Source organism: Brachybacterium sp. GU-2, from assembly GCF_030866705.2.
Lineage (GTDB): Bacteria > Actinomycetota > Actinomycetes > Actinomycetales > Dermabacteraceae > Brachybacterium > Brachybacterium conglomeratum.
Window position 1 is genome coordinate 3,394,625 of record NZ_CP133037.2, and the last position, 19,673, is coordinate 3,414,297.

Annotated in this window: 9 protein-coding genes; all 9 read left to right on the forward strand. The window is 72.4% G+C overall.

The window, feature by feature from the left end:
* Nucleotides 1–131 precede the first annotated feature (131 nt).
* The 9 genes from RBL05_RS15585 (at nt 132) to RBL05_RS15625 (ending at nt 19,624) form a co-directional block, all read left to right on the forward strand.
* A complete protein-coding gene (locus RBL05_RS15585; protein WP_318603899.1) occupies nt 132–6,299 on the forward strand; it encodes an Ig-like domain-containing protein in 6,168 nt (2,055 codons plus the stop codon).
* Nucleotides 6,300–6,358: 59 nt separating this feature from the next.
* Nucleotides 6,359–7,333 carry an AAA family ATPase gene (locus RBL05_RS15590; RefSeq protein WP_191457964.1) on the forward strand — a complete coding sequence of 325 codons (975 nt, stop codon included), beginning with the start codon at nt 6,359–6,361 and terminating at the stop codon, nt 7,331–7,333.
* Nucleotides 7,330–8,748, forward strand: coding sequence for a DUF58 domain-containing protein (locus RBL05_RS15595; protein WP_308738706.1), 1,419 nt, complete (start codon nt 7,330–7,332; stop codon nt 8,746–8,748). The genes RBL05_RS15590 and RBL05_RS15595 overlap by 4 nt, the downstream gene beginning before the upstream one ends.
* On the forward strand, nt 8,745–11,264 hold the full coding sequence (locus RBL05_RS15600) for a transglutaminase domain-containing protein (protein WP_308738705.1): 2,520 nt from the start codon (nt 8,745–8,747) through the stop codon (nt 11,262–11,264). Before RBL05_RS15595 ends, RBL05_RS15600 begins: the two co-directional genes overlap by 4 nt.
* Nucleotides 11,261–13,240: an RDD family protein gene (locus RBL05_RS15605; RefSeq protein ID WP_318603900.1), complete on the forward strand. Its 1,980-nt coding sequence runs from the start codon at nt 11,261–11,263 to the stop codon at nt 13,238–13,240. The genes RBL05_RS15600 and RBL05_RS15605 overlap by 4 nt, the downstream gene beginning before the upstream one ends.
* On the forward strand, nt 13,237–14,112 hold the full coding sequence (locus tag RBL05_RS15610) for a PP2C family protein-serine/threonine phosphatase (RefSeq protein ID WP_308738703.1): 876 nt from the start codon (nt 13,237–13,239) through the stop codon (nt 14,110–14,112). The genes RBL05_RS15605 and RBL05_RS15610 overlap by 4 nt, the downstream gene beginning before the upstream one ends.
* A complete protein-coding gene (locus RBL05_RS15615) occupies nt 14,109–17,114 on the forward strand; it encodes an FHA domain-containing protein (RefSeq protein WP_308738702.1) in 3,006 nt (1,001 codons plus the stop codon). The genes RBL05_RS15610 and RBL05_RS15615 overlap by 4 nt, the downstream gene beginning before the upstream one ends.
* Complete coding sequence (locus RBL05_RS15620; RefSeq protein ID WP_308738701.1) at nt 17,111–18,760, forward strand: serine/threonine-protein kinase; 1,650 nt, start codon at nt 17,111–17,113, stop codon at nt 18,758–18,760. The genes RBL05_RS15615 and RBL05_RS15620 overlap by 4 nt, the downstream gene beginning before the upstream one ends.
* A gap of 153 nt (nt 18,761–18,913) precedes the next feature.
* Nucleotides 18,914–19,624: a hypothetical protein gene (locus RBL05_RS15625; RefSeq protein WP_308738700.1), complete on the forward strand. Its 711-nt coding sequence runs from the start codon at nt 18,914–18,916 to the stop codon at nt 19,622–19,624.
* Nucleotides 19,625–19,673 lie beyond the last annotated feature (49 nt).

A 19,673-nucleotide genomic window follows, 5' to 3' on the forward strand; every position in this document is an offset into this window, starting at 1 on the left:
GGGGGTCTTCTCCTCAGTGAGAGCAGCCGGTCGAGGCCGGGCGTGCGCGAGGAGTCTGCACGTCTTCTGGGGGTACCACCATGTCAGTCACCGCTGGACCGAAGAGGCGCCGCGGTCGGCGTACCACGGTCGTGTCCACGGCCGTCCTGTCAGTGGTGGCGCTCGTCCTCACCGGCTTCGCCGTGAACTACGACGGCCTGTCCTCCTCGGAGGTCGAGGTCTCCGACGGCGGCGTCTGGGTCAGCAACGGCGACCGCGGCCTGATCGGCCGCCTGAACGTCGACGCGGGCGAGCTCGACGCCCGCATCTCCTCCACCGGCCAGGACCTCGACATCATCCAGTCCGGCTACCACGTCTTCGAGACCGGGCCGCGCGGCATGACCCCCATCAACACCGCGGCCGCCTCCCGTGCGGGCCTCGTCGAGCTGCCCCCCGAATCCACCGTCCGCATCGGCGGGGACCGCGTCGTCATCGCCGCGCCCGACGGCCGGGTCTGGATCCTTTCCCCGGACGAAGCCTCCGCGTTCAGCCCCGCCTCCGTCGAGCCGGTCCTCGAGACCGGCAACGGCGCGCCTCCCGTCGCCGTCTCCATGAGAGGCGACGTGTATGTCCTGAACGGCGATGAGCTCCTGCGCTACCCCCGTACACCGTCCACCCGGGACACGAAGGCGGACAAGCCGTTCATCGCCGGCGGGGTCTCGAGCGACGCCGCGCACGTCGAGCTCACCGTCGTCGGCGACGTGCCGGTGATCATGGACCGCGAGAACCGCATGCTGCGCCTCGGCACCGAGATGAAGGACTACCCGCTCGAGGACTACGGCATCTCCTCCCTCGAGGTCGGCGAAATCCAGCAAGCCGGCCCCGCCTCCGAGAACGTCGTCCTGTCCACCGCGGACACGATGCTGCTGATCCCCCTCGACGGCGGGAAGGCGGAGTCGATCGCCGTCGGCGGCACCGGCTCCGAGGTCATCGAGCCGGCGCAGGTCGACGGCTGCGCCTACGGCGCCTGGGGAGGCTCCCTCCGCTATGTCCGCGTCTGCGAGGGCCAGGAGCCCGTAAAGGACGTCATCCCCGAGGCGAAGGCCGGGGCGGACCTCTCCCTGCGGCAGAACCGCGACCTGGTCGTGCTCAACGACCAGAAGTTCGGCCTGTCCTGGGAGATCATGGACTCGATGCAGCTGGTCGACGACTGGGTCATCAACCAGGACATCCAGACCGACCAGTCGAAGGAGAAGGAGAAGGAGACCCTCACCACCACGATCGAGAACGTCGCGGCCGAGCGCGAGGAGGAGAACCGGCCCCCGACGGCCAACGACGACACCTTCGGCGTGCGGCCCGGTCAGAACGTGGTCCTCCCCGTCACGCGCAACGACGTCGACCCCGACGGCGATGTGCTCACCGTCGCCGTGGAGGGGAAGCAGCCGGCCGCCGGGCACGTCACCCCGATCACGGGCGGGACGCAGCTCCAGATCCAGGTCGCCGACGACGCCTCCGGCACCCAGACCTTCACCTACGCCGTCGACGACGGGCGCGGCGGCAAGGACACCGCCACCGTGACCCTCGAGGTGCGCCAGGAGGGGGAGAACTCCGCCCCGCAGGCCGCCGAAGAGACGATGACCAAGGTCCAGGTCCGCTCCGGCCAGGAGATCAGCTTCAACATCCTGCCGTACTGGGAGGACCCCGACGGCGACGCCTTCTACCTCTCCAACGCCACGGTCCCGCCGGAGGACCTCGTCACCTTCACCCCCGACGGGAAGATCACCTTCAACGACGCCGGCCTCTCGCCGGGCACGAAGCAGGTCCAGCTCACCTTCCGCGACGAGAACGGCGAGACGGGGGAGGGGACGATCCAGATCGAGTCGGTGACCGACAGCGACCTCCCGCCGATCACCACCGCCGACCACGTCAGCATCGTCTCCGGACGCACCACAACGCTCAAGCCGCTGGTCAACGATCTCAACCCCAACGGCGGCGAGCTCGAGCTGATCAGCGTCGGCGAGTCCGAGGGGCTGGAGGTCGATCCGGCCCTGGACGCCGGGAGCGTCGACGTCACCGGTGCCGGGCCCGGCACCCACTACCTGGAGTACACGGTCGGGGCGAGCGGCGGCAGCACCACCTCCCTGGGACTGATGCGCATCGACGTGGTCGAGCCGGAGGCGGAGAACCTCCAGCCCGTCGCCGTCGATGACCTCGGCACGGTCACCACCGGCACCGACACGCTCGTGGACCCGCTGGAGAACGACGTGGACCCCACCGGCGGGGTGCTGGTCGCGAACTCCCTCGAGGTCCCCGGGGGCAGCGGCCTGAAGGCCACCGTCGTCGACCACCACCTGGTGCGGGTCGAGGCGGAGCCCGGCGCGACCGTCTCCTCCGAGCCGGTCCCCATCACCTACGAGGTCTCTAACTCCGCCGGCACCTCGACGGGCACCATCCGGATGATGGTCGTGAACACGGACACGCAGTTCGCGAACCCGGAGGCCGTCCCGGACCGCACCGTCGTGCGCGCCGGGGACATGGTCAACATCGACGTCACCGCCAATGACGTCTCGCCCACGGTCTCCGACCTCCACCTCGGTACGAACCTCGACACCTCACGCGCCGATGCGCTGGGCAACACCGAGCCGCACCGGGACATGCTGCGCTTCCGCGCGGACGACGACGCGACGGGCGAGGCCGTCGTGCAGTACGAGGTGGTCGACGAGACGGGCCGCACCGGCTCCGCCCTCGCCTACATCACCATCGTGCCGCAGGACGCGGAGAACACCCCGCCGCGGCCGGAGAACCTCACCGCCCGCGCGGTCGCGGGCACCCCGGTGCGGATCCCCGTCCAGACCACCGGCATCGATCCCGACGGCGACTCCGTGATGCTCACCGGCGCGGCGAGCCCCATGCCCACCCTCGGCGAGATCACCAGCGCGAACGGCGAGTGGATCGAGTACGTGCCGCACGAGGACTCGGTCGGCACGGACCGCTTCCGCTACCAGGTGATGGATCGCCACGGCGCGATCGGCACCGCGGAGGTGCTCGTCGGCATCGCCGCGCCCACGGACCGCAACCAGGCCCCCTACGCGGTCGACGACACCGTCGAGGTGCGCCCGGACCGCGAGGTGCAGATCCCGGTGCTCGACAACGACACCGACCCCGAGGGCGACGCGCTCGGCATCGTGCGCGGCGACGTGAAGCCGATGACGGACATCGAGTACGTCGAGCCGCCGGAGGGCACGGAGGACAACCTCCTCACCGTCACCACCCCGGCCGAGGAGGGCACCCACACGGTGCTGTACTCGGCGACCGACGGGCAGCTGAAGTCCAGCGCGACCGCGACCGTCAAGGTCGCCGCGAACGCGCCGCTGCGCTCCCCGGTCGCGGTCGACGACTTCGTGCCGGTCGAGGAGGTCCTGGATCCGAAGAAGGACCACGCCGAGGTCGACGTGCTCGCCAACGACTCCGATCCCGACGGCAGCACCAACGCCCTCGAGGTCGCGCTCGACGGCTCCTACGAGGGCGTGGACCTGCGCGAGGACGGGACGCTGAAGATCGTGCCCCAGGAGGAGCAGCAGCGGATCCGCTACATCATCACCGACCAGGACGACCAGGCCTCGGCCGGCTACGTGTGGGTGCCCGGCACCGCGAAACAGGCCCCCGTCTGGGTGGGCGAGCCGGTGACGGTGCAGGCCGGCGCCGAGGCGAAGATCGACCTCGCCGATCCCGAAAACGTGCGGGTGCGTCCGGGCGCGGAGGGCGTGCAGATCACCGACCCGTCGCTCGTGACGGCAGGCCACGGCGACGGCGGCGAGCTCGTCGAGAACGAGACGACGCTGAACTACCGCCCGGCCGCGGACTTCTCCGGCAAGGACACCATCAGCGTCGAGGTCACGGACGGTGCGGTGGGGGACGCGACCGCGGCCACCGCGACGCTCGCGATCCCCGTCGAGGTCGCGCCCGAGGACGAGAACCTCCCGCCGACCTTCCAGGGCGCGCTGCTCGAGGTCGCGCAGGGAGAGGGCCAGGCCACGGTCGACCTCGCGCCCGGAGTGGACGACCCCGATGACGACACGTTCACCTTCGCCCTCGGGAAGTACACCGAGAACCCGGAGATCGACGTGTCGGTCGAGGGCTCGGTCTTCACCGCGACCGCGACGCCGAAGGCGCCCAAGGGCACGGTGCTCGAGGTGCCGGTGACCGTCTCCGACGGGACGAACGATCCGGTGGAGTCCTCCGTGCAGGTCACCGTCGGCGGCTCGCCGCGGCCCCTGCTCACCACCGTGATGGACGAGGCCACGATCGACGCGGGCACCACCAAGGACCTCGCAGTGCTCGAGAACGACTCCAACCCCTTCCCCGGCGGGGACCGGGAGCTGCTCAGCGCCGGCCTCACCGCCGGCGACGGCACCGTCGAGGTCAAGGGCGACAAGGTCTCGATCACCCCGGACGAGTCCTTCCACGGCATCCTCACCGCGCAGTACACCGTCGAGGACGACACCGGCGACCCGGACCGTCACGTCACCGGCGAGATCCGGACCGTGGTGCGCGGCAAGCCCGAGCCGCCCTCCGCGCCGCGCATCGGGGAGATCGGCGACGGATTCGTCGAGCTGAACTTCGACGCGGGTGCAGACAACGGCGCGCCGATCACCGGGTACACGGTCACCTCGGCGACCGGAGGCTCCGTGTCGCAGCAGTGTGCCTCGACGTCCTGCACGATCACGGGCCTGACCAACGACACGGAGTACACCTTCCAGGTCGTGGCGACCAACGACGTCGGCGACTCGGATCCGTCGGTGCCCTCGGCCGTGGCCCGCCCCGATGTGCGCCCGGAGAAGCCGGCCGCCCCGCGGGCGGAGCGCGGCGATCAGCAGCTGACCGTGGGCTGGCCCGCGCCGGAGAACCGCGGCTCCGCGATCCAGAGCTACGAGGTGCAGGTCCAGGACACCAACGGCCAGGGGATCTCCTCCCAGACCGTCGAGGGCGGCAGCACCCAGACGGTGTTCTCGGGGCTCACCAACGGCGTCGACTACCGCTTCCGGGTGCGGGCCTCGAACCTGGCCGACGAGCCCTCGGAGTGGTCGGAGTGGTCCTCGGCGGAGCACCCGGCCGGCAAGCCCAAGGCCCCGAGCGGCACCCCGTCGGCCGAACGGGTCAACACCGCGCTCGGCGGCGCGGTGGACGTGACGTGGCCGGCGATGACGGATGCCGAGGCGAACGGCGAGCCGATCACGCAGTACGTCGTGAAGTCCTCCTCCGGCGCGAGCCAGACCGTCGACGGCGGGACCACCAAGGCGTCCTTCCGGGACCTCGACCGCGACAGCAAGCACACCTTCACCATCACCGGCGTGAACTCGGTCGGCACCGGCACCGGCTCCTCGAAGGCGTCGAACGAGGTCGTCCCGTGGGCGAGGCCCGAGGCGCCCACCGGGGTGAAGGCGTCGATGCCGAGCGAGGGCAAGGGCGACGGCCCGAACGGCCGGGCGAACGTCAGCTGGGAGGCGGCTGAGGGCAACGGCACCACGGTCACCAAGTACGTGGTGCGCTGGAACGGCGGCTCGAAGACCGTCGACGCCTCGTCCACGAGCACGTCCATCTCCGGGTTGAGCAACGGCAGCTCATACCGCTTCACCGTCGAGGCCCGCAACGGCTTCGCGAAGGACGGCGGCGTGAGTCCCCCCTCCAAGGAGTCCAATGCCGTCAAGCCCTACACCAAGCCGGCGAACCCCACGGTGAGCGGGTCCAACGGCAAGTGCACCGACGGGAACAGCTGCCCGGTCACGGTGAAGGCCAGCGCCGGCGGCGGCGACGGTGGAGCCGGTGGCAAGACCCTCCAGGTCCGCATCGACGGCGGCAGCTGGCAGGACTCGGGCACCTCCTTCTCCAAGACCTACCAGGTGAAGTCCAAGGGCAACGTCAAGATCGAGGCTCGGGTCAAGAACAGCAAGGGCCTCGTCAGCGGGACCGTCAGCAAGACCCAGGGCGCACAGACCTACACCCCTCCGAACCCCAAGTCCGACGTGAGGCTCGGGACCACACGATTCAACACCACTTCCTGCGACTCGGAGCACTGCCGGCAGGTGCACATGACGCTGACCGATCTGGAGCCGGGCAAGACCTACGATCTCCAGGCCACGCTCGATCAGCGCCCGGGGGACACTTTCTTCCCCAAAGGGCCGATCAGGATCACCGCCCGGGCGGACGGCACCTGGTCCTCGGACGCGGAGGGGCGTACGTGGGCTTTCGGATACCCGAACGAGTCGTTCACCGTGGTCCTCGACAAGAAGGAACTCGGCTCCTACCGCCACCCAGGCTGACGGCTTCGACAGACCACCCGCATCCCGCTCCACCACCCGCAGAAAGCAGGCTCCTCCTCATGAGCATGACCCCCGAACAGGCCCGCTGGTTCGCCGACACCTTCGACAAGCTCGTCCAGAGCGTGGGTCAGGCCGTCCTCGGCAAGAACGAGGTGGTCCGCCTCGTGCTGACCGCGATGATGGCCCCCGGCCATGTGCTGCTCGAGGACGCGCCGGGCACCGGCAAGACCTCCCTCGCCCGCTCCATCGCGGCGACCGTGCAGGGCACCAGCACCCGCATCCAGTTCACCCCGGACCTGCTGCCCTCCGACGTCACCGGCGTGACGATCTACGACCAGAACACGAAGTCCTTCGAGTTCCACAAGGGCCCCGTCTTCGCCAATGTCGTGCTCGCCGACGAGATCAACCGCGCCTCGCCCAAGACCCAGTCGGCGATGCTCGAGGTGATGGAGGAGGGCCGCGTCACCGTCGACGGCGTCACCCACGAGGTCGGCAACCCCTTCATGGTGATCGCGACCCAGAACCCGATCGAGCAGGCCGGCACCTACCGCCTCCCCGAGGCGCAGCTGGACCGCTTCCTGATGAAGACCTCGATCGGCTACCCGGACCACGCCTCGAGCGTGCAGATCCTCCAGGGCTCCGCCCTGCGCGACCGCTCCAAGCAGCTCACCCCGCGCATCTCCCTGCAGGCCGTCAACGACATGACCCAGCTCGCCTCCACCGTGCACGTGGACCCGGCGGTGCTCGAGTACGTCTCGCGCCTGATGGAGGAGACCCGCCTCGCACCCGAGGTCCGCGTCGGCGTCTCCATCCGCGGCGCCCTCGCCCTCATGCGCACCGTCAAGGTGTGGGCCGCCGTCAACGGCCGCCACTACGTGATCCCCGACGACGTCAAGGCGCTCGTGGAGCCCGTGTGGCTGCACCGCTTCGTGCTCGACCCCGAGGCCGAGTTCGCGGGCACCACCGCGAAGTCCGTCATGACGAAGATCCTCAGCGAGGTGGCGCCTCCCCAGGCGCGCCAGCAGACGGCATGAGCTCCCAGCCCTCCTCCGTCCCCACCGACACCGCCGACGCGAAGTCGGCCAAGGCCGAGGCGAAGAAGCGCCGTCGCGCCGCCGCGGCCGAGTCCCGTGCCGGATCCCGTCGCGAGCGCCGCAGGGCGCGCGCGGCCGCGAAGCGTGCCCGTGAGGGGCAGACCGGCCCGGCCGAGGAGACCACCCAAGGCGATGCCCCCGCGAGCACCGGCTGGGCCGGTCTGCGGGACCGCGTCGTCGAGCTGTGGATGCGGCGCATCCACCCCGTGCTCGACGTCGTCTCCCCGGTGGGATGGGCCGTGGCCGGCGTCGCCGCCGCGTGCTGGATCGCAGGCCTGACCCTGCACGTCACCGAGCTGAACGTGGTCGCGCTCGCGCTCACGGTCCCCCTCGTGATCGCGGCGCTGTTCGTGCTGGGCAAGGCGAACTACAAGGTCACCCTCGACCTGCAGACCCACCGGGTCGTCGTCGGCACCCGGGCCGTCGGCCGGGTCGAGGTCATGAACCCCACCCAGCGCGACATCCTCCCCTCGCGGATCGAGCTGGCCGTCGGCCAGGCGACCGCCCAGTTCCTGGTGCCGCGGCTCGCGGCCGCGCAGAGCCACGAGGAGCTCTTCGCCGTCCCCACCAAGCGCCGCGCCGTGCTGGTCGTCGGCCCCGTGCGCTCCGTGCGCGACGACCCGCTCTCCCTCATGCGCCGCCAGGTCACCTGGGCGAAGGAGCAGGAGCTGTTCGTCCACCCGCGCACGGTCCGCCTCGACGAGGCCGCCAGCGGCTTCCTCCGCGACCTCGAGGGCACGCCCTCCTCGGACCTCTCCAGCTCCGACATCGCCTTCCACGCGCTGCGCGACTACACCCCCGGCGACGACCGCCGCCACGTCCACTGGCGCACCACCGCCCGCACCGGGAAGCTCATGGTCCGCCAGTTCGAGGAGACCCGCCGCTCCCACGTCGTGGTCGCGCTCGACAACCTCGCCGAGCACTACGCGAGCGAGGAGGAGTTCGAGCTGGCCGTGTCCGTGGCCGCCTCGATCTCCGCCCAGACCTTCCGGGAGGAGAAGGAGCTGACGCCCTTCACCTTCGACGCCCGCCAGCGCACCGCCTCCTTCCGCCCGATGATGGACGACTACACGCTGGTCGAGCAGCTGAAGGAGCGGATCTCCTTCCACGAGCTGGGGCAGAAGGCATCCGACCTCGCCCCCAACGCCTCCGCGGTGATGATGGTGGTCGGTCCCCACACCACGGCGCGCGAGCTCAACGCCGCCGCCAACCAGCTTCCGATCGGAGTGATGGCCGTGGCGATCCGCTGCGTGGAGGACGCCGAGGTGCAGCGATCGGCGATCGGCTCGCTCGACGTCGTCACCCTCGGCTCCCTCGACACCCTCGCCCGCGCCCTGAGGGCGGTGGGCCGATGACCGCGCCCGCGCGTCCCGCGCGCCGCCCCAGCTACTTCTCGTCCGTCCCCGCGAAGCGCCTCGCGATCGACCTCGCCGTGCTCGGCGCGCTGTTCGTCCTCGCGCTGCTCGGCTTCCAGCACGTCTACGGGGGAGCGCAGTACCTGGTCACCGGGATCATGGCGCTCGTGCTCGGCACCCTGATCGCCCTGATCGGCGCCCGCTGGCGCTGGGGGCCGCTGCGGATCACCGCCCTCGTGCTCGGGGTGTACTTCCTGTTCGGCTCGATGTTCGCCGCCCCCACCCGGGCGCTCTGGGGCATCGTCCCCACCCCGGGATCGCTGCTCGAGCTGCTGAAGGCGCCGGTGACGAGCTGGAAGTCGCTGCTGACCGTCGCCCCGCCCGTCGGCGTCGCCCAGGGCGTGCTGGCGGTGGTGTGGATCAGCATGCTGCTGCTGTCGCTGGCGGCGATGACCGTCGTGATGCGCACCCGCCTCTACGTCCTGGCCTGGCTGTTCCCGCTGGTGATGGTCGCGACGAGCATCTTCTTCGGCACGGACCAGGCGTTCTGGCCGGTGCCGCGCGGCGTGCTCTACGCCGTGCTGTCCGTCGGCTGGCTGACCTGGCGCTTCGAGAGCGGCCGCCTGGCCGGCGCCGAGTCCACGATCATCTCAGACACCGTCCGCCCCGGCTCCTGGAAGAACCCGGTGCTGCGACGCCGCGTGATCGGCGGCGCCGTGATCATGGCGATCGCCGCCGGCGGCGCCTTCGCGGCGAGCCCCCTGCTGGACCCGCCCGAGGGCACCATCCGCTACGCCCAGCGCGACCGGATCACCCCGCCCTTCGACCCGCGCCAGTACGTCTCCCCGCTGACCGAGTTCCGCGGCTACCTCAAGGACCAGCGCGAGGAGGAGCTGTTCACCATCACCGGCGTGAGCAGCGGCGACCAGATCCGCCTGGCCACGATGGACCAGTACGACCTGCAGGTCTACAACGTCGCCTCCAGCCGGCAGAAGGACAGCCCCTCCGGGGCCTTCCTGCGCACCGCCCCCGGCGTCGACCTCGAGGAGGGCACCGGGCAGCAGCAGGTCTCCTCCGTGACGATCGGCGCGTACCGCGGCGTGTGGATGCCCACCGTCGGCGAGCGGACCAACCGCATCGACCTCGAGGGGATGGACCAGGGCCGCGCGAGCGCCACCACCGAGAACCTCTTCCTCAACCAGCCCTCGCAGACCGCGGTCAACGCGCTCGGGGTGCAGGCGGGGGACACCTACGAGCTGTCCTACGAGCCGTACACGGAGCCCACCGCGGAGCAGCAGAACGCCGCGACGTTCGCGGACATCACCCTGCCGGACAACGAGCCGGCGGAGGAGATGACCGCGCTCGCCGAGGAGTGGGCGGGCTCCTCCGACTCCGACTACGAGCGCTTCCAGAACCTCTCCCGCTCGGTCAAGGAGGACGCCTACTACTCCCACGGCCTGGAGGACGACACCGCCTCGCTCTCCGGCCACGGCTACAGCCGGCTCCGGGCGATGCTCGAGGAGGTCGGCTTCGACGAGGACACCCCCGACGCCCAGCCGATGGGCCGCATCGGCGACGAGGAGCAGTACGCGGCGCTGACCGCCGTGCTGGCCCGCTCGCTCGACATGCCCGCCCGCGTGGTGATGGGCTTCGAGGTGCCCGAGGGCCAGGAGGGGACCGTCTCCATCACCGGCGACGACGTCACCGCCTGGGTGGAAGTCGCCTTCGAGGACATCGGCTGGGTGCGCTTCGATCCCGCCCCCGATGAGGACGAGGACCCCACGGAGCCGCAGCCCAAGGAGGTGGAGAAGCCGCTGCCGCAGGTCGCGCAGCCGCCGCCGCCCCCGGCCGAGCCGCCGAGCCCGCCGCCCGGCGCGATGAGCGACGACACCGACGACGACGAGGACCCGACCGACGAGACCGCCTCGTGGGTCGTGTACCTGGGCCTCGGCCTGCTCCCGTTCGTGCTGCTGGGCCTGTTCGCCGCCGCGGTGATCATCGCCAAGACGGTGCGGCGCCGACGCCGTCGCGCGCTCGAGACCCTGCCGGCCCGCGTCGACGGCGGCTGGCAGGAGATCCTGGACCTCCTCACCGACATGGGCAGGGCTCCTGATCCGCTGATGACCCGGGCGGAGATCGCCGCACAGCTCCAGGCCGACGTCCCCCAGCTCGGGGCGTCCACGCTGGCCGCCCGCGCGGACCGGGCCGTGTTCGGCCCGGACGACCTGCCCGACGCCGCGGCGGAGGAGTACTGGGACCAGGTGATGGCGGCGCGCAGCGGCGCCACCGCCGCCTTGCCGTGGCATCGTCGGCTCCGCATCGCGCTCTCCCTGCGCTCCTTCCGCCGCGGCGCGGCCGAGCGACGGCGCGAGAACCGGCGCCGACGGGTCAACGCCCGCGCCCGGGCGAAGGCGCAGAAGCGCACGGAAGCGCTGCGGCGACGCCGCTCCTCGGTGCGCGGCACGACCGCGCCGTCTCTCTGGCGGACCATCAGGCGAAAGGGCCGTTCCTCATGAACCAGACCAGATACTGCAGCACCTGCGGGACGCTGCTGTCCGAAGGGGCCGCGATCTGCGGCGAGTGCGGTGCGCGCTACCAGGCCTCGCCCTACGAGAAGCGGGCCACCGACGCGCCCGGCGCCTGGTCGGCGCCGCCCAAGCCCCGCACCCGGGCGGGGCAGGGGCAGGAGCGGTCCGACCAGGAGGACGAGGGGATCGAGCTCATCACGGCCGACTCCCTCCGCACGCCCCAGCCGGGAGCGACCGCGCTGCGGAGCGAGGAACAGTACGATCGGCTGATGGTCACGCAGCCACCGATGAACCAGCCCGCGACGTCTCCGCCCGGGCAGGGTGCCGGCATGCCCGGCGGGCCCGGTGCGTCGGCCTCCGGGCCGAGCGCCGCCCCGGGCACTGCGCCGGGCGCCGCTCCGGAGGGCGCTCCCGCCGCGGCGTCCTTCGAGCCGCCGCTGGACGGCTGCGCCCCGGCCACCCCGGTCAAGCGCTTCCTCGCCGCGCTGATCGACACGGTGATCGCCACGCTCGTGACGGTCCCGTTCCTGATCGGCTTCATCCTGATCATCACCTCGCAGAGCGCGAGCACCACCTCGATGATCCTCATCGGCGTGGGGACCGCGCTGCCGGCCGCGTACCACCTGGTGATGATCTGGCTGGTCGGCGCCAAGGGCTTCATCCTGGGCAAGCTGATCCTGGGCCTGCGCGTGACCCGCCTGAGCGAGGGCGGGGCGCTCGGCTTCGTGCGCGCGCTCGGACGCTGGGCCGTGTATGCGCTGTTCCCGCTGCTGATGGCGCTGTCGATCTTCTTCGACCCGCGCAAGCTGCTGCGCGGCTTCCACGACCGGGCGATCGACTCGGTCGTCGCGGACATCAAGGCCGGACGCAACCCTCTCCAGCCCCGCCCCGACGACTTCGAGCGCGCGGGCGCCGAGCACTACCTCGGCGCGCCGTCCGTCGCGGTGTCCACGCACGAGAACCTGCTCTCCGAGCCCGGTGCGGCATGGCGAGGCCAGGGCGCCTCCCCGGTCCAGCCCGTCGACGGCGCGCAGGGGCCCGCGCAGGGCGCCCCGAGCCCGTACGCCCCGGGCGGCTCGGCGGCCTCCGCCGCCGAGGCTCCCGCCGCGTCCTGGGGCTCCCCGTCCCCGGCACCCCAGCAGCCCGCCTCCGACGGCGGCTGGGCCCCGCCGCCCGTCGAGCCGATCCCCTCGGCGCCCTCGCAGTCCTCCTGGGACCAGCCGTCCGCGTCGGGTCAGTCCTCGTGGGACCAGGCGTCGGCCCCCGCGCAGCCCTCGTGGGGCGAGCCGTCGGCCCCGGAGCAGCCGCAGAGCTGGGACCAGGGCGGATACGCCCCCGCCCCGCAGTGGGGCTCCCCGGCTCCCGCGCCGGAGCCCGCTCCGGCCCCGTCGCCCGCTCCCGCCCCGGGAGCGGTCGACTCCTCCCCGGCCGCCTGGGGACCGCCTCCCGCGGCCTCGGCGGACCAGGCCCCGGCCGCGCCGGGCCAGGACGCGGCCGCGCACGGCGGCGACGCCCCGAGCGACGTCACCGGTGATGCCTGGGGCGACGACGGCGTGGACGAGGCGACGCGCATGTCCGTGCCCGAGGACCTCGGCGACCTCGAAGCGACCCGCATCTCGCCCGCCCAGCTCCCGCCCGTGAAGAAGGTGCGGCTGACCACCGACGACGGCGCCGAGCGCATCGTCGAGAAGGCCGTGGTGGTCGGACGCAACCCCTCCTCGCCCTCCGGCGAGGTGCTCTTCGTGATGAAGGACGACACCCGCTCCGTCTCCAAGATCCACCTGCGCATCGACGGCACGGGGGAGGAGCTGCTGGTGACCGACCTCGGCTCCACCAACGGCTCGACGATCCTGCGCGTGGACGGCTCCCGTGAGAACCTCGTGCCGGAGACCCCCACGGTCCTCCCGGCCGGGGCCCGCCTCACGCTCGGGGATCGGACCCTGTCCGTGGAGAGGGTGCAGTGATCGACCGCTCCCTCTCCGACCCGGACCTCGAGGGCACCGTCCGCGTCGTCTCCGCCTCGGCCACCCACGTCGGCCATGTCCGGGCGACGAACGAGGACAGCCTCCTGACCGCCACGCCGATCCATCTCGTCGCCGACGGGATGGGAGGGCACAACGCGGGCGAGGTCGCCAGCGCGATCGCGGTCGAGGAGTTCGAGAAGCTGACGCTCCAGCAGAACGTCACCGTCGAGCAGCTCGGCGACGCGCTGCACACCGCGTCGGTACGCATCGGCGAGCTCGGCGGCGAGTCGACTCTCGGCGCCGGCACCACGGTCGCGCTGGTCGCGACGATGGTGCTGGACGGGATCGGCTACTGGGTCGTGATGAACCTGGGCGACTCCCGGGTGTATCGCCTCTCGGGGGAGATCTTCGAGCAGGTCAGCGTGGACCATTCGGTGGTCCAGGAGCTGATGGACCGCGGGCAGATCTCGGCCGAGCAGGCGCGGATCCACCCCTACCGGCACATGGTCACCCGGGCGCTCGGCGCCGGGCCCGAGTCGGATCCCGACTACTGGCTGATCCCGGCCGAGGTCGGCGACCGGATGCTGATCTGCTCCGACGGGCTCACCGGCGAGGTCGACGACGCGTCGATCGAGCGGATGCTGCGCCGCCCCACCGACGTGCGCACCATCGCCGAGGACCTGGTGCGCCGCGCGCTGGACGGCGGCGGGCACGACAACATCTCCGTGGTGATCGTCGAAGCGGTCGAGGTGCTTGGGCAGCCCGGCGCCTCCGAGGACGCCGCCGGCGGCACCTCTCCCGCGGAGGACGAGTTCGAGGTCGACGAGGACACGCTCCCGCGCCCCCTCGCGGACGGTGAGGGCCGGGCATGACGAGCGAGGACACGGCGTCCGCCGCAGCCTCCCTGCTCGGCCTCGGCACCTGGACCCGACAGGGCCCGGCGACCCTCGTGGTGCGCGAGGACCGCTGGGTGGTGCTCGTCCCCGGGCTGCGCAAGCAGGTGACGGAGGCGGCCTGGGAGGTGCTGGGACGGCGCCCCGAGGCCGAGGAGTTCGTCGATCAGCTGGTCGAGGCCGGTGATCTGGGCAGCGCGGACAAGCTCACCGCGCTGCTGTTCGGCGTCCATGACGGGCAGAGCGCGACGGTCGGGGTGAAGGGCTCCACGCCCCTGGCCGTCTACACGACCGCAGGGGCGCAGATGGTCGTCGGCACCGAGGAGCAGCCGCTGGTGATCAGCTCCTTCGAGGGGGTGCGCCGGGTGGCCTTCGGCGACCTCCCGCCCGAGGAGCCCGTCGGCGCGCCGCGCGTGGTCTCGGGCATCGTGCCCGTGCGCGGCTTCGTGCACATGACCGTCGACCCCGCCCAGATCGAGGAGGCCGACCGCGCCGCGCTCGCCGAGCAGGTGGAGAAGGACGGCCGCTCGATCGAGACGGAGGAAGCGAAGAAGCGACGCGCGGAGCGTCCGGCGCCCACGCCCTCGAAGCCCTCGACGACCGCAGGGTCCGGCTCGAGCGCCTCGTCGATCCGCAAGCCTTCCGTCGCCACTCGCAAACCGGGCGAGATGCCGCCGTCGCTGTCCCGCGGCGGATCCTCCGCGTCCTCCTCGCGCCCCGCGGCCGCGGAGGAGGTGTCCTCGGGGCCGAACCTCTTCGCGGGCCTCTTCGGGAACGACGCCCCGGCCGCATCGACGGCACCGGCGTCGGCTCCCGCCCCGGCTCCGGCGGCGTCTCCGGTCCCCGCTCCGGCCGCGCCCGTGCAGTCGACCGCCGGTCCCGCCGCCGCGCCGTCGGCACCCGCGGAGGAGTCCGCTCAGCCCGCGGCGACGCCTGCCCCGGCTGCCACGCCTGCGCCGGCCGCGCCGTCGGGGTCGGCACCGGCCGACGACGCGCCGGCCGAGGCGACCGGAGCGAGGGCGGAGACCGCGACGACGGGCTCGGCCGCGCAGTCCGTCGCCGGAACGCGGACCGCGCCCGCGAAGCGACGACTCGTGAGCACATCGCTCTTCGACCGTCGGCGCACCGCGCCCCCGGCCGCCGCCGCGGCACCTGCTCCGCGCGCCGCCGAGCAGGCGACCGCGCAACCGGTCGAGCCCTCCTCCGAGGAGGCCGCGACGTCACAGGGCTCTCACCCGGCGCCCGCACAGCCGGCACCCGAAGCCGCTCCCGCACCGGCCACGCCTCCGCCCTCCGCCGCACCGGCGGCCTCCCCGGCGCGCCCCGCCTCGCCCTCGGTGCCCACGCCCGAGCCGCCCATGGAGAACCAGCTCGAGTCGCCGCCGACTCTGATCGCACCGATCGACGACGGAGAAGGACCGGAGGAGGACGGACCGACGCCCACGCCCGTCCGACGCGCCCCGGCGCCCGCGCCGCAGCGTCCCGCCCCCTCCACGGGCGACCTCGAGAACTCCGGCGCTTACGACGACCTCTTCGGCAAGACCGTCTTCCGCCGCATCGAGGACGCCGCCGTGCGCCGCAGCGGCGAGGAGAGCGAGGAGGCCGAGCACGAGCAGATCGCCTCCGACCCCAGCGCGGACGTCGTCGCGGCGGACGGCGACTTCCCCTCCGAGACCCGGATCCCGAGCACCGACGCGGACGACGAGACCGAGGAGGCCCCCGTCGCCGAGCACACCACCGGCGCTGGCGACTTCATCGACTGGGTACCGGGCGTGGGACGGACCGCGCCGGAGATCGCGCAGGCCGCTGCACGTCGCGCCGCGCAACCGCAGAGCGCACCGCCGGCATATCCGCAGGTCCACATGGCCGAGCGTCCGCCCGCCCCGAACACCGGCTCGCGTCCGGCGCCGACCCGGCCCGACGCTCCCCAGGGCACGGGCGCAGACAGGTACGCACAGGTCTCCGGGCCCGGGGCCCCGATGCAGGGTGCGCAGAGCGCCGACGACCGACACGGCGCGCAGGACTGGCACGGCCAGCAGAATGACCACGGACGCCCCGGTCCGTCGCACCAGCGGACTCCTCACGGACAGCAGGCCCCTTACCCCCAGCAGCCTCCTCACGGACAGCAGACCCCTTACCCCCAGCAGCCTCCTCACGGACAGCAGACCCCTTACCCCCAGCAACCTCCTCACGGACAGCAGACCCCTTACGGCCGGCCGGGCCAGTACGGGCAGCCCGGCCAGGTCGCCGGGCCCGGCCAGAACGGTGCCCCGGCCCCCCACGGTCGGCCCGGCGCCTCCGGCCATACCGGGCAGCCGGGACAGCAGCCGCCGCACGCCCCCGGCGTCGGAGGACGCCATGCGAGCGCCCCGCATCCCGTCGCGCCGAGCGCCGCAGCGCCGCCGGCTCAGGGGCCCGCGCCTCGGCCCGTCCCGGCGCCGGTCGCTGGGCCGTCCGCCCCGCACGCCCCTGCCGCGCAGGGCGGGCCCGCACGGCCCGCTGCCCGCGGCTCGGGCGGCGCCGCCGTGGCGCTGCCGGCGCTGGTGTGCGCGAACGGCCACGCGAACTCGCCGGAGAGGTCGGCGTGCCGGCTCTGCGCCGCGCCGCTCAGCGGCCCCACCCGCACCGTCGCACGCCCGCCGCTGGGCGCCGTCGCGGTGAGCACGGGGGAGGGGTTCGTGCTCGACCGCACCGCGGTCATCGGCCGACGCCCCCGGGCGTCCCGCGTCAGCGGCAGCGATGTGCCGCAGCTGATCACGGTGCCGAGCCCGCAGCAGGACATCTCCCGCTCGCACCTCGAGCTGAGGCTCGAGGGATGGCACGTGGTCGCACTCGACCTCGGCACCACCAACGGCACCACGCTGCACCGCGAGGGCTACGAGCCGCTGCGGCTGCGCGCCCGCGAGGGCGTGGTGCTCCACGACGGAGACCTGCTGGACCTGGGGGATGAAGTGCACCTGACGTACGGGGAGAAGTCATGAGCTCGAGACCGCCCTCGGCACCGCCGCGCCTGGCCGGCTACGAGTACGAGAAGCTGCTCGGCTCGGGCGGGTTCGCGGACGTGTTCCTGTACCGCCAGGCACGGCCGCAGCGCCGCGTCGCGATCAAGGTGCTGCTGTCCACGGTGCTCGACGACTCCGTGCGCCATCAGTTCGACTCCGAGGCCAACGTCATGGCCCAGATGTCGACCCACCCCTCGATCGTCACGATCCACCAGGCCGAGGTCTCCGGGGACCACCGTCCCTACATCGTGATGGAGTATTGCTCGCGCCCGAACTACGGCGTCCGCTTCCGCAAGGAGCGGATCACCGTCGCCGAGGCGCTGCGCGTGGGTGTGCAGATCGCCGGCGCCGTGGAGACCGCGCACCGCGCCGGGATCCTCCACCGCGACATCAAGCCCGCGAACATCCTGGTCACCGACTACAACCGGCCCGCTCTCACCGACTTCGGCATCTCCATCGCCGCCGGGCAGGGTGAGGACGTCGAGGATTCCCAGGGCATGTCGATCCCCTGGTCGCCGCCCGAGTTCTTCGCGGATCCGCCGCGCGCCGACGTGCGCAGCGACGTGTTCTCCCTCGCCGCGAGCGTGTACTCGCTGCTGGCCGGGCAGACGCCCTTCGAACGGCGCGGGCAGCGCAACACCGCCACCGACCTGATCCAGCGGATCGTGACCGAGCCGCTGCCGGCCCTGAACCGGCCCGACGTGCCCCCGGAGCTGAACCGGGCGCTGTCCATCGCGATGGCGAAGGACCCCGCCGGCCGCTACGACACCGCGCTGGCCTTCGGCCGTGCGCTGCAGCAGGTGGAGCTCTCGCTCTCGCTCCCGGTCACCCAGATGGACGTGCTGGACGACCGGGGCGCCGCCCCCGCTCACGACGGCGAGGACGACGAGCTCGTCGAGCACACCCGGATCCGGAAGGTCGCCACCGTCGACCCCGAGACGGGCACCAGCCCCGGCGGCCGTCGGCGCATGGACCCCTACGCCGGGGTCGCCCCGGCGCTCGGCGCCGCACCCGCCGCGGCGGGCCCGGCGAGCTGGTCGGGCGCCTCGGCGCCGTCGGCCGCCGACGCCTCGGAGTCCACGATGCTGCGCCCCGCCGGGGCGCCCGCCGGATCCGTCGGGCGTGCGTCGCTGGCCTCCGAGCACCGGGAGCCGGAGCCCGAGAGGCCACGCACCCCCGCCTGGCCGTTCGTCACCCTCGCCGCGGTGCTCGTGATCCTGCTCGGCGTCGGGGCGACCCTCGGCGTGCGCCACTTCTTCGTGGAGGAGCCCGACCCGATCGCGACCACGGACATCAACGTGCCCGAGGCGCCGGAGGAGGCCCCGGGCGCGCCTCGCAGCCTCGAGCTGCAGGTCGTCGCCCCCGAGCAGGAGGGCGGACGGACCGGTCGGGTGAAGGTCGCCTGGGAGCTGCCCGAGAACTTCGCCCAGGAGGATCACTTCATCGTGCAGTGGCAGGACCTGCCCGCGAACTACGACCGCTACGCCGTGCAGCTCGAGGTCCACGGCCGCAACTCGGTCGTGATCGAGATCCCGCCCCAGCTGGCGGAGCGGTGCCTGACCGTCAGGACCGTCAACCCCAACGGGCAGGCCAGCGAGGCGGCGGATATGTGCCTCAATGGGTGATGACTCGACGATCACGGCCACGACGATCACGGCCCTGACGGTCTCGACGACCACGACCCCGACGTCCGCCGACGGGGAGAGCGCTTCGCACGGCGAGACGCGCTCCGCCGCGGCGCGCGCCCACCGGAACCGACACACAGGAGAGCAGTGACCATGGCATCGACGATCTCGGTCGAGTTCTGCGGCGAGTGGTACCGCGTCGAGGACGGGGAAGAGCTCACGATCGGTCGCGAGGCGGACCTCACGATCGACGAGGACAACCCCTTCCTCCACCGACGCTTCCTGACGATCGTGCAGTTCGAGTCGATGTGGTGGCTGGTGAACATCGGGGCGCGGCTCTCGGCGACGATCACCGACGGCACCGGCTCGATGCAGGCGTGGCTCGCGCCCGGCGCGCGCATCCCGCTCGTCTTCGACGTGACCAAGGTGGTCTTCACCGCCGGCCCCACCACCTACGACCTGTCCGTGCACGCGGAGTCCCCGGAGTTCGCGCGGATCGCCGGCCCCGACGACCCGGCAGGGGAGACCACCGTCGGCTCCGTCCAGCTGACCCCGAGCCAGAAGCTGCTGATCCTCGCGCTCGCCGAGCCGATGCTCACCCGCGAGGGCTCCGGCATGAGCTCGGTGCCCACCTCGGCGCAGGCCTCCGAGCGCTTGGGCTGGCAGCTGACGAAGTTCAACCGCAAGCTCGACAACGTCTGCGACAAGCTCGACCGGCTCGGGGTCCGAGGGCTGCGCGGCGGGCCCGGCAAGCTCGCCTCCAACCGACGAGCCCGCCTCGTCGAGCACGCCGTCTTCTCACGGCTGGTGACGAGCGAGGACCTGCCGCTGCTGGACCAGTCCCAGGACGAGGACGACGAGTAGGCCGCCCCGCCGGGGATCGAGCTGGACGGACGGAGCCGATCCCCGAGAC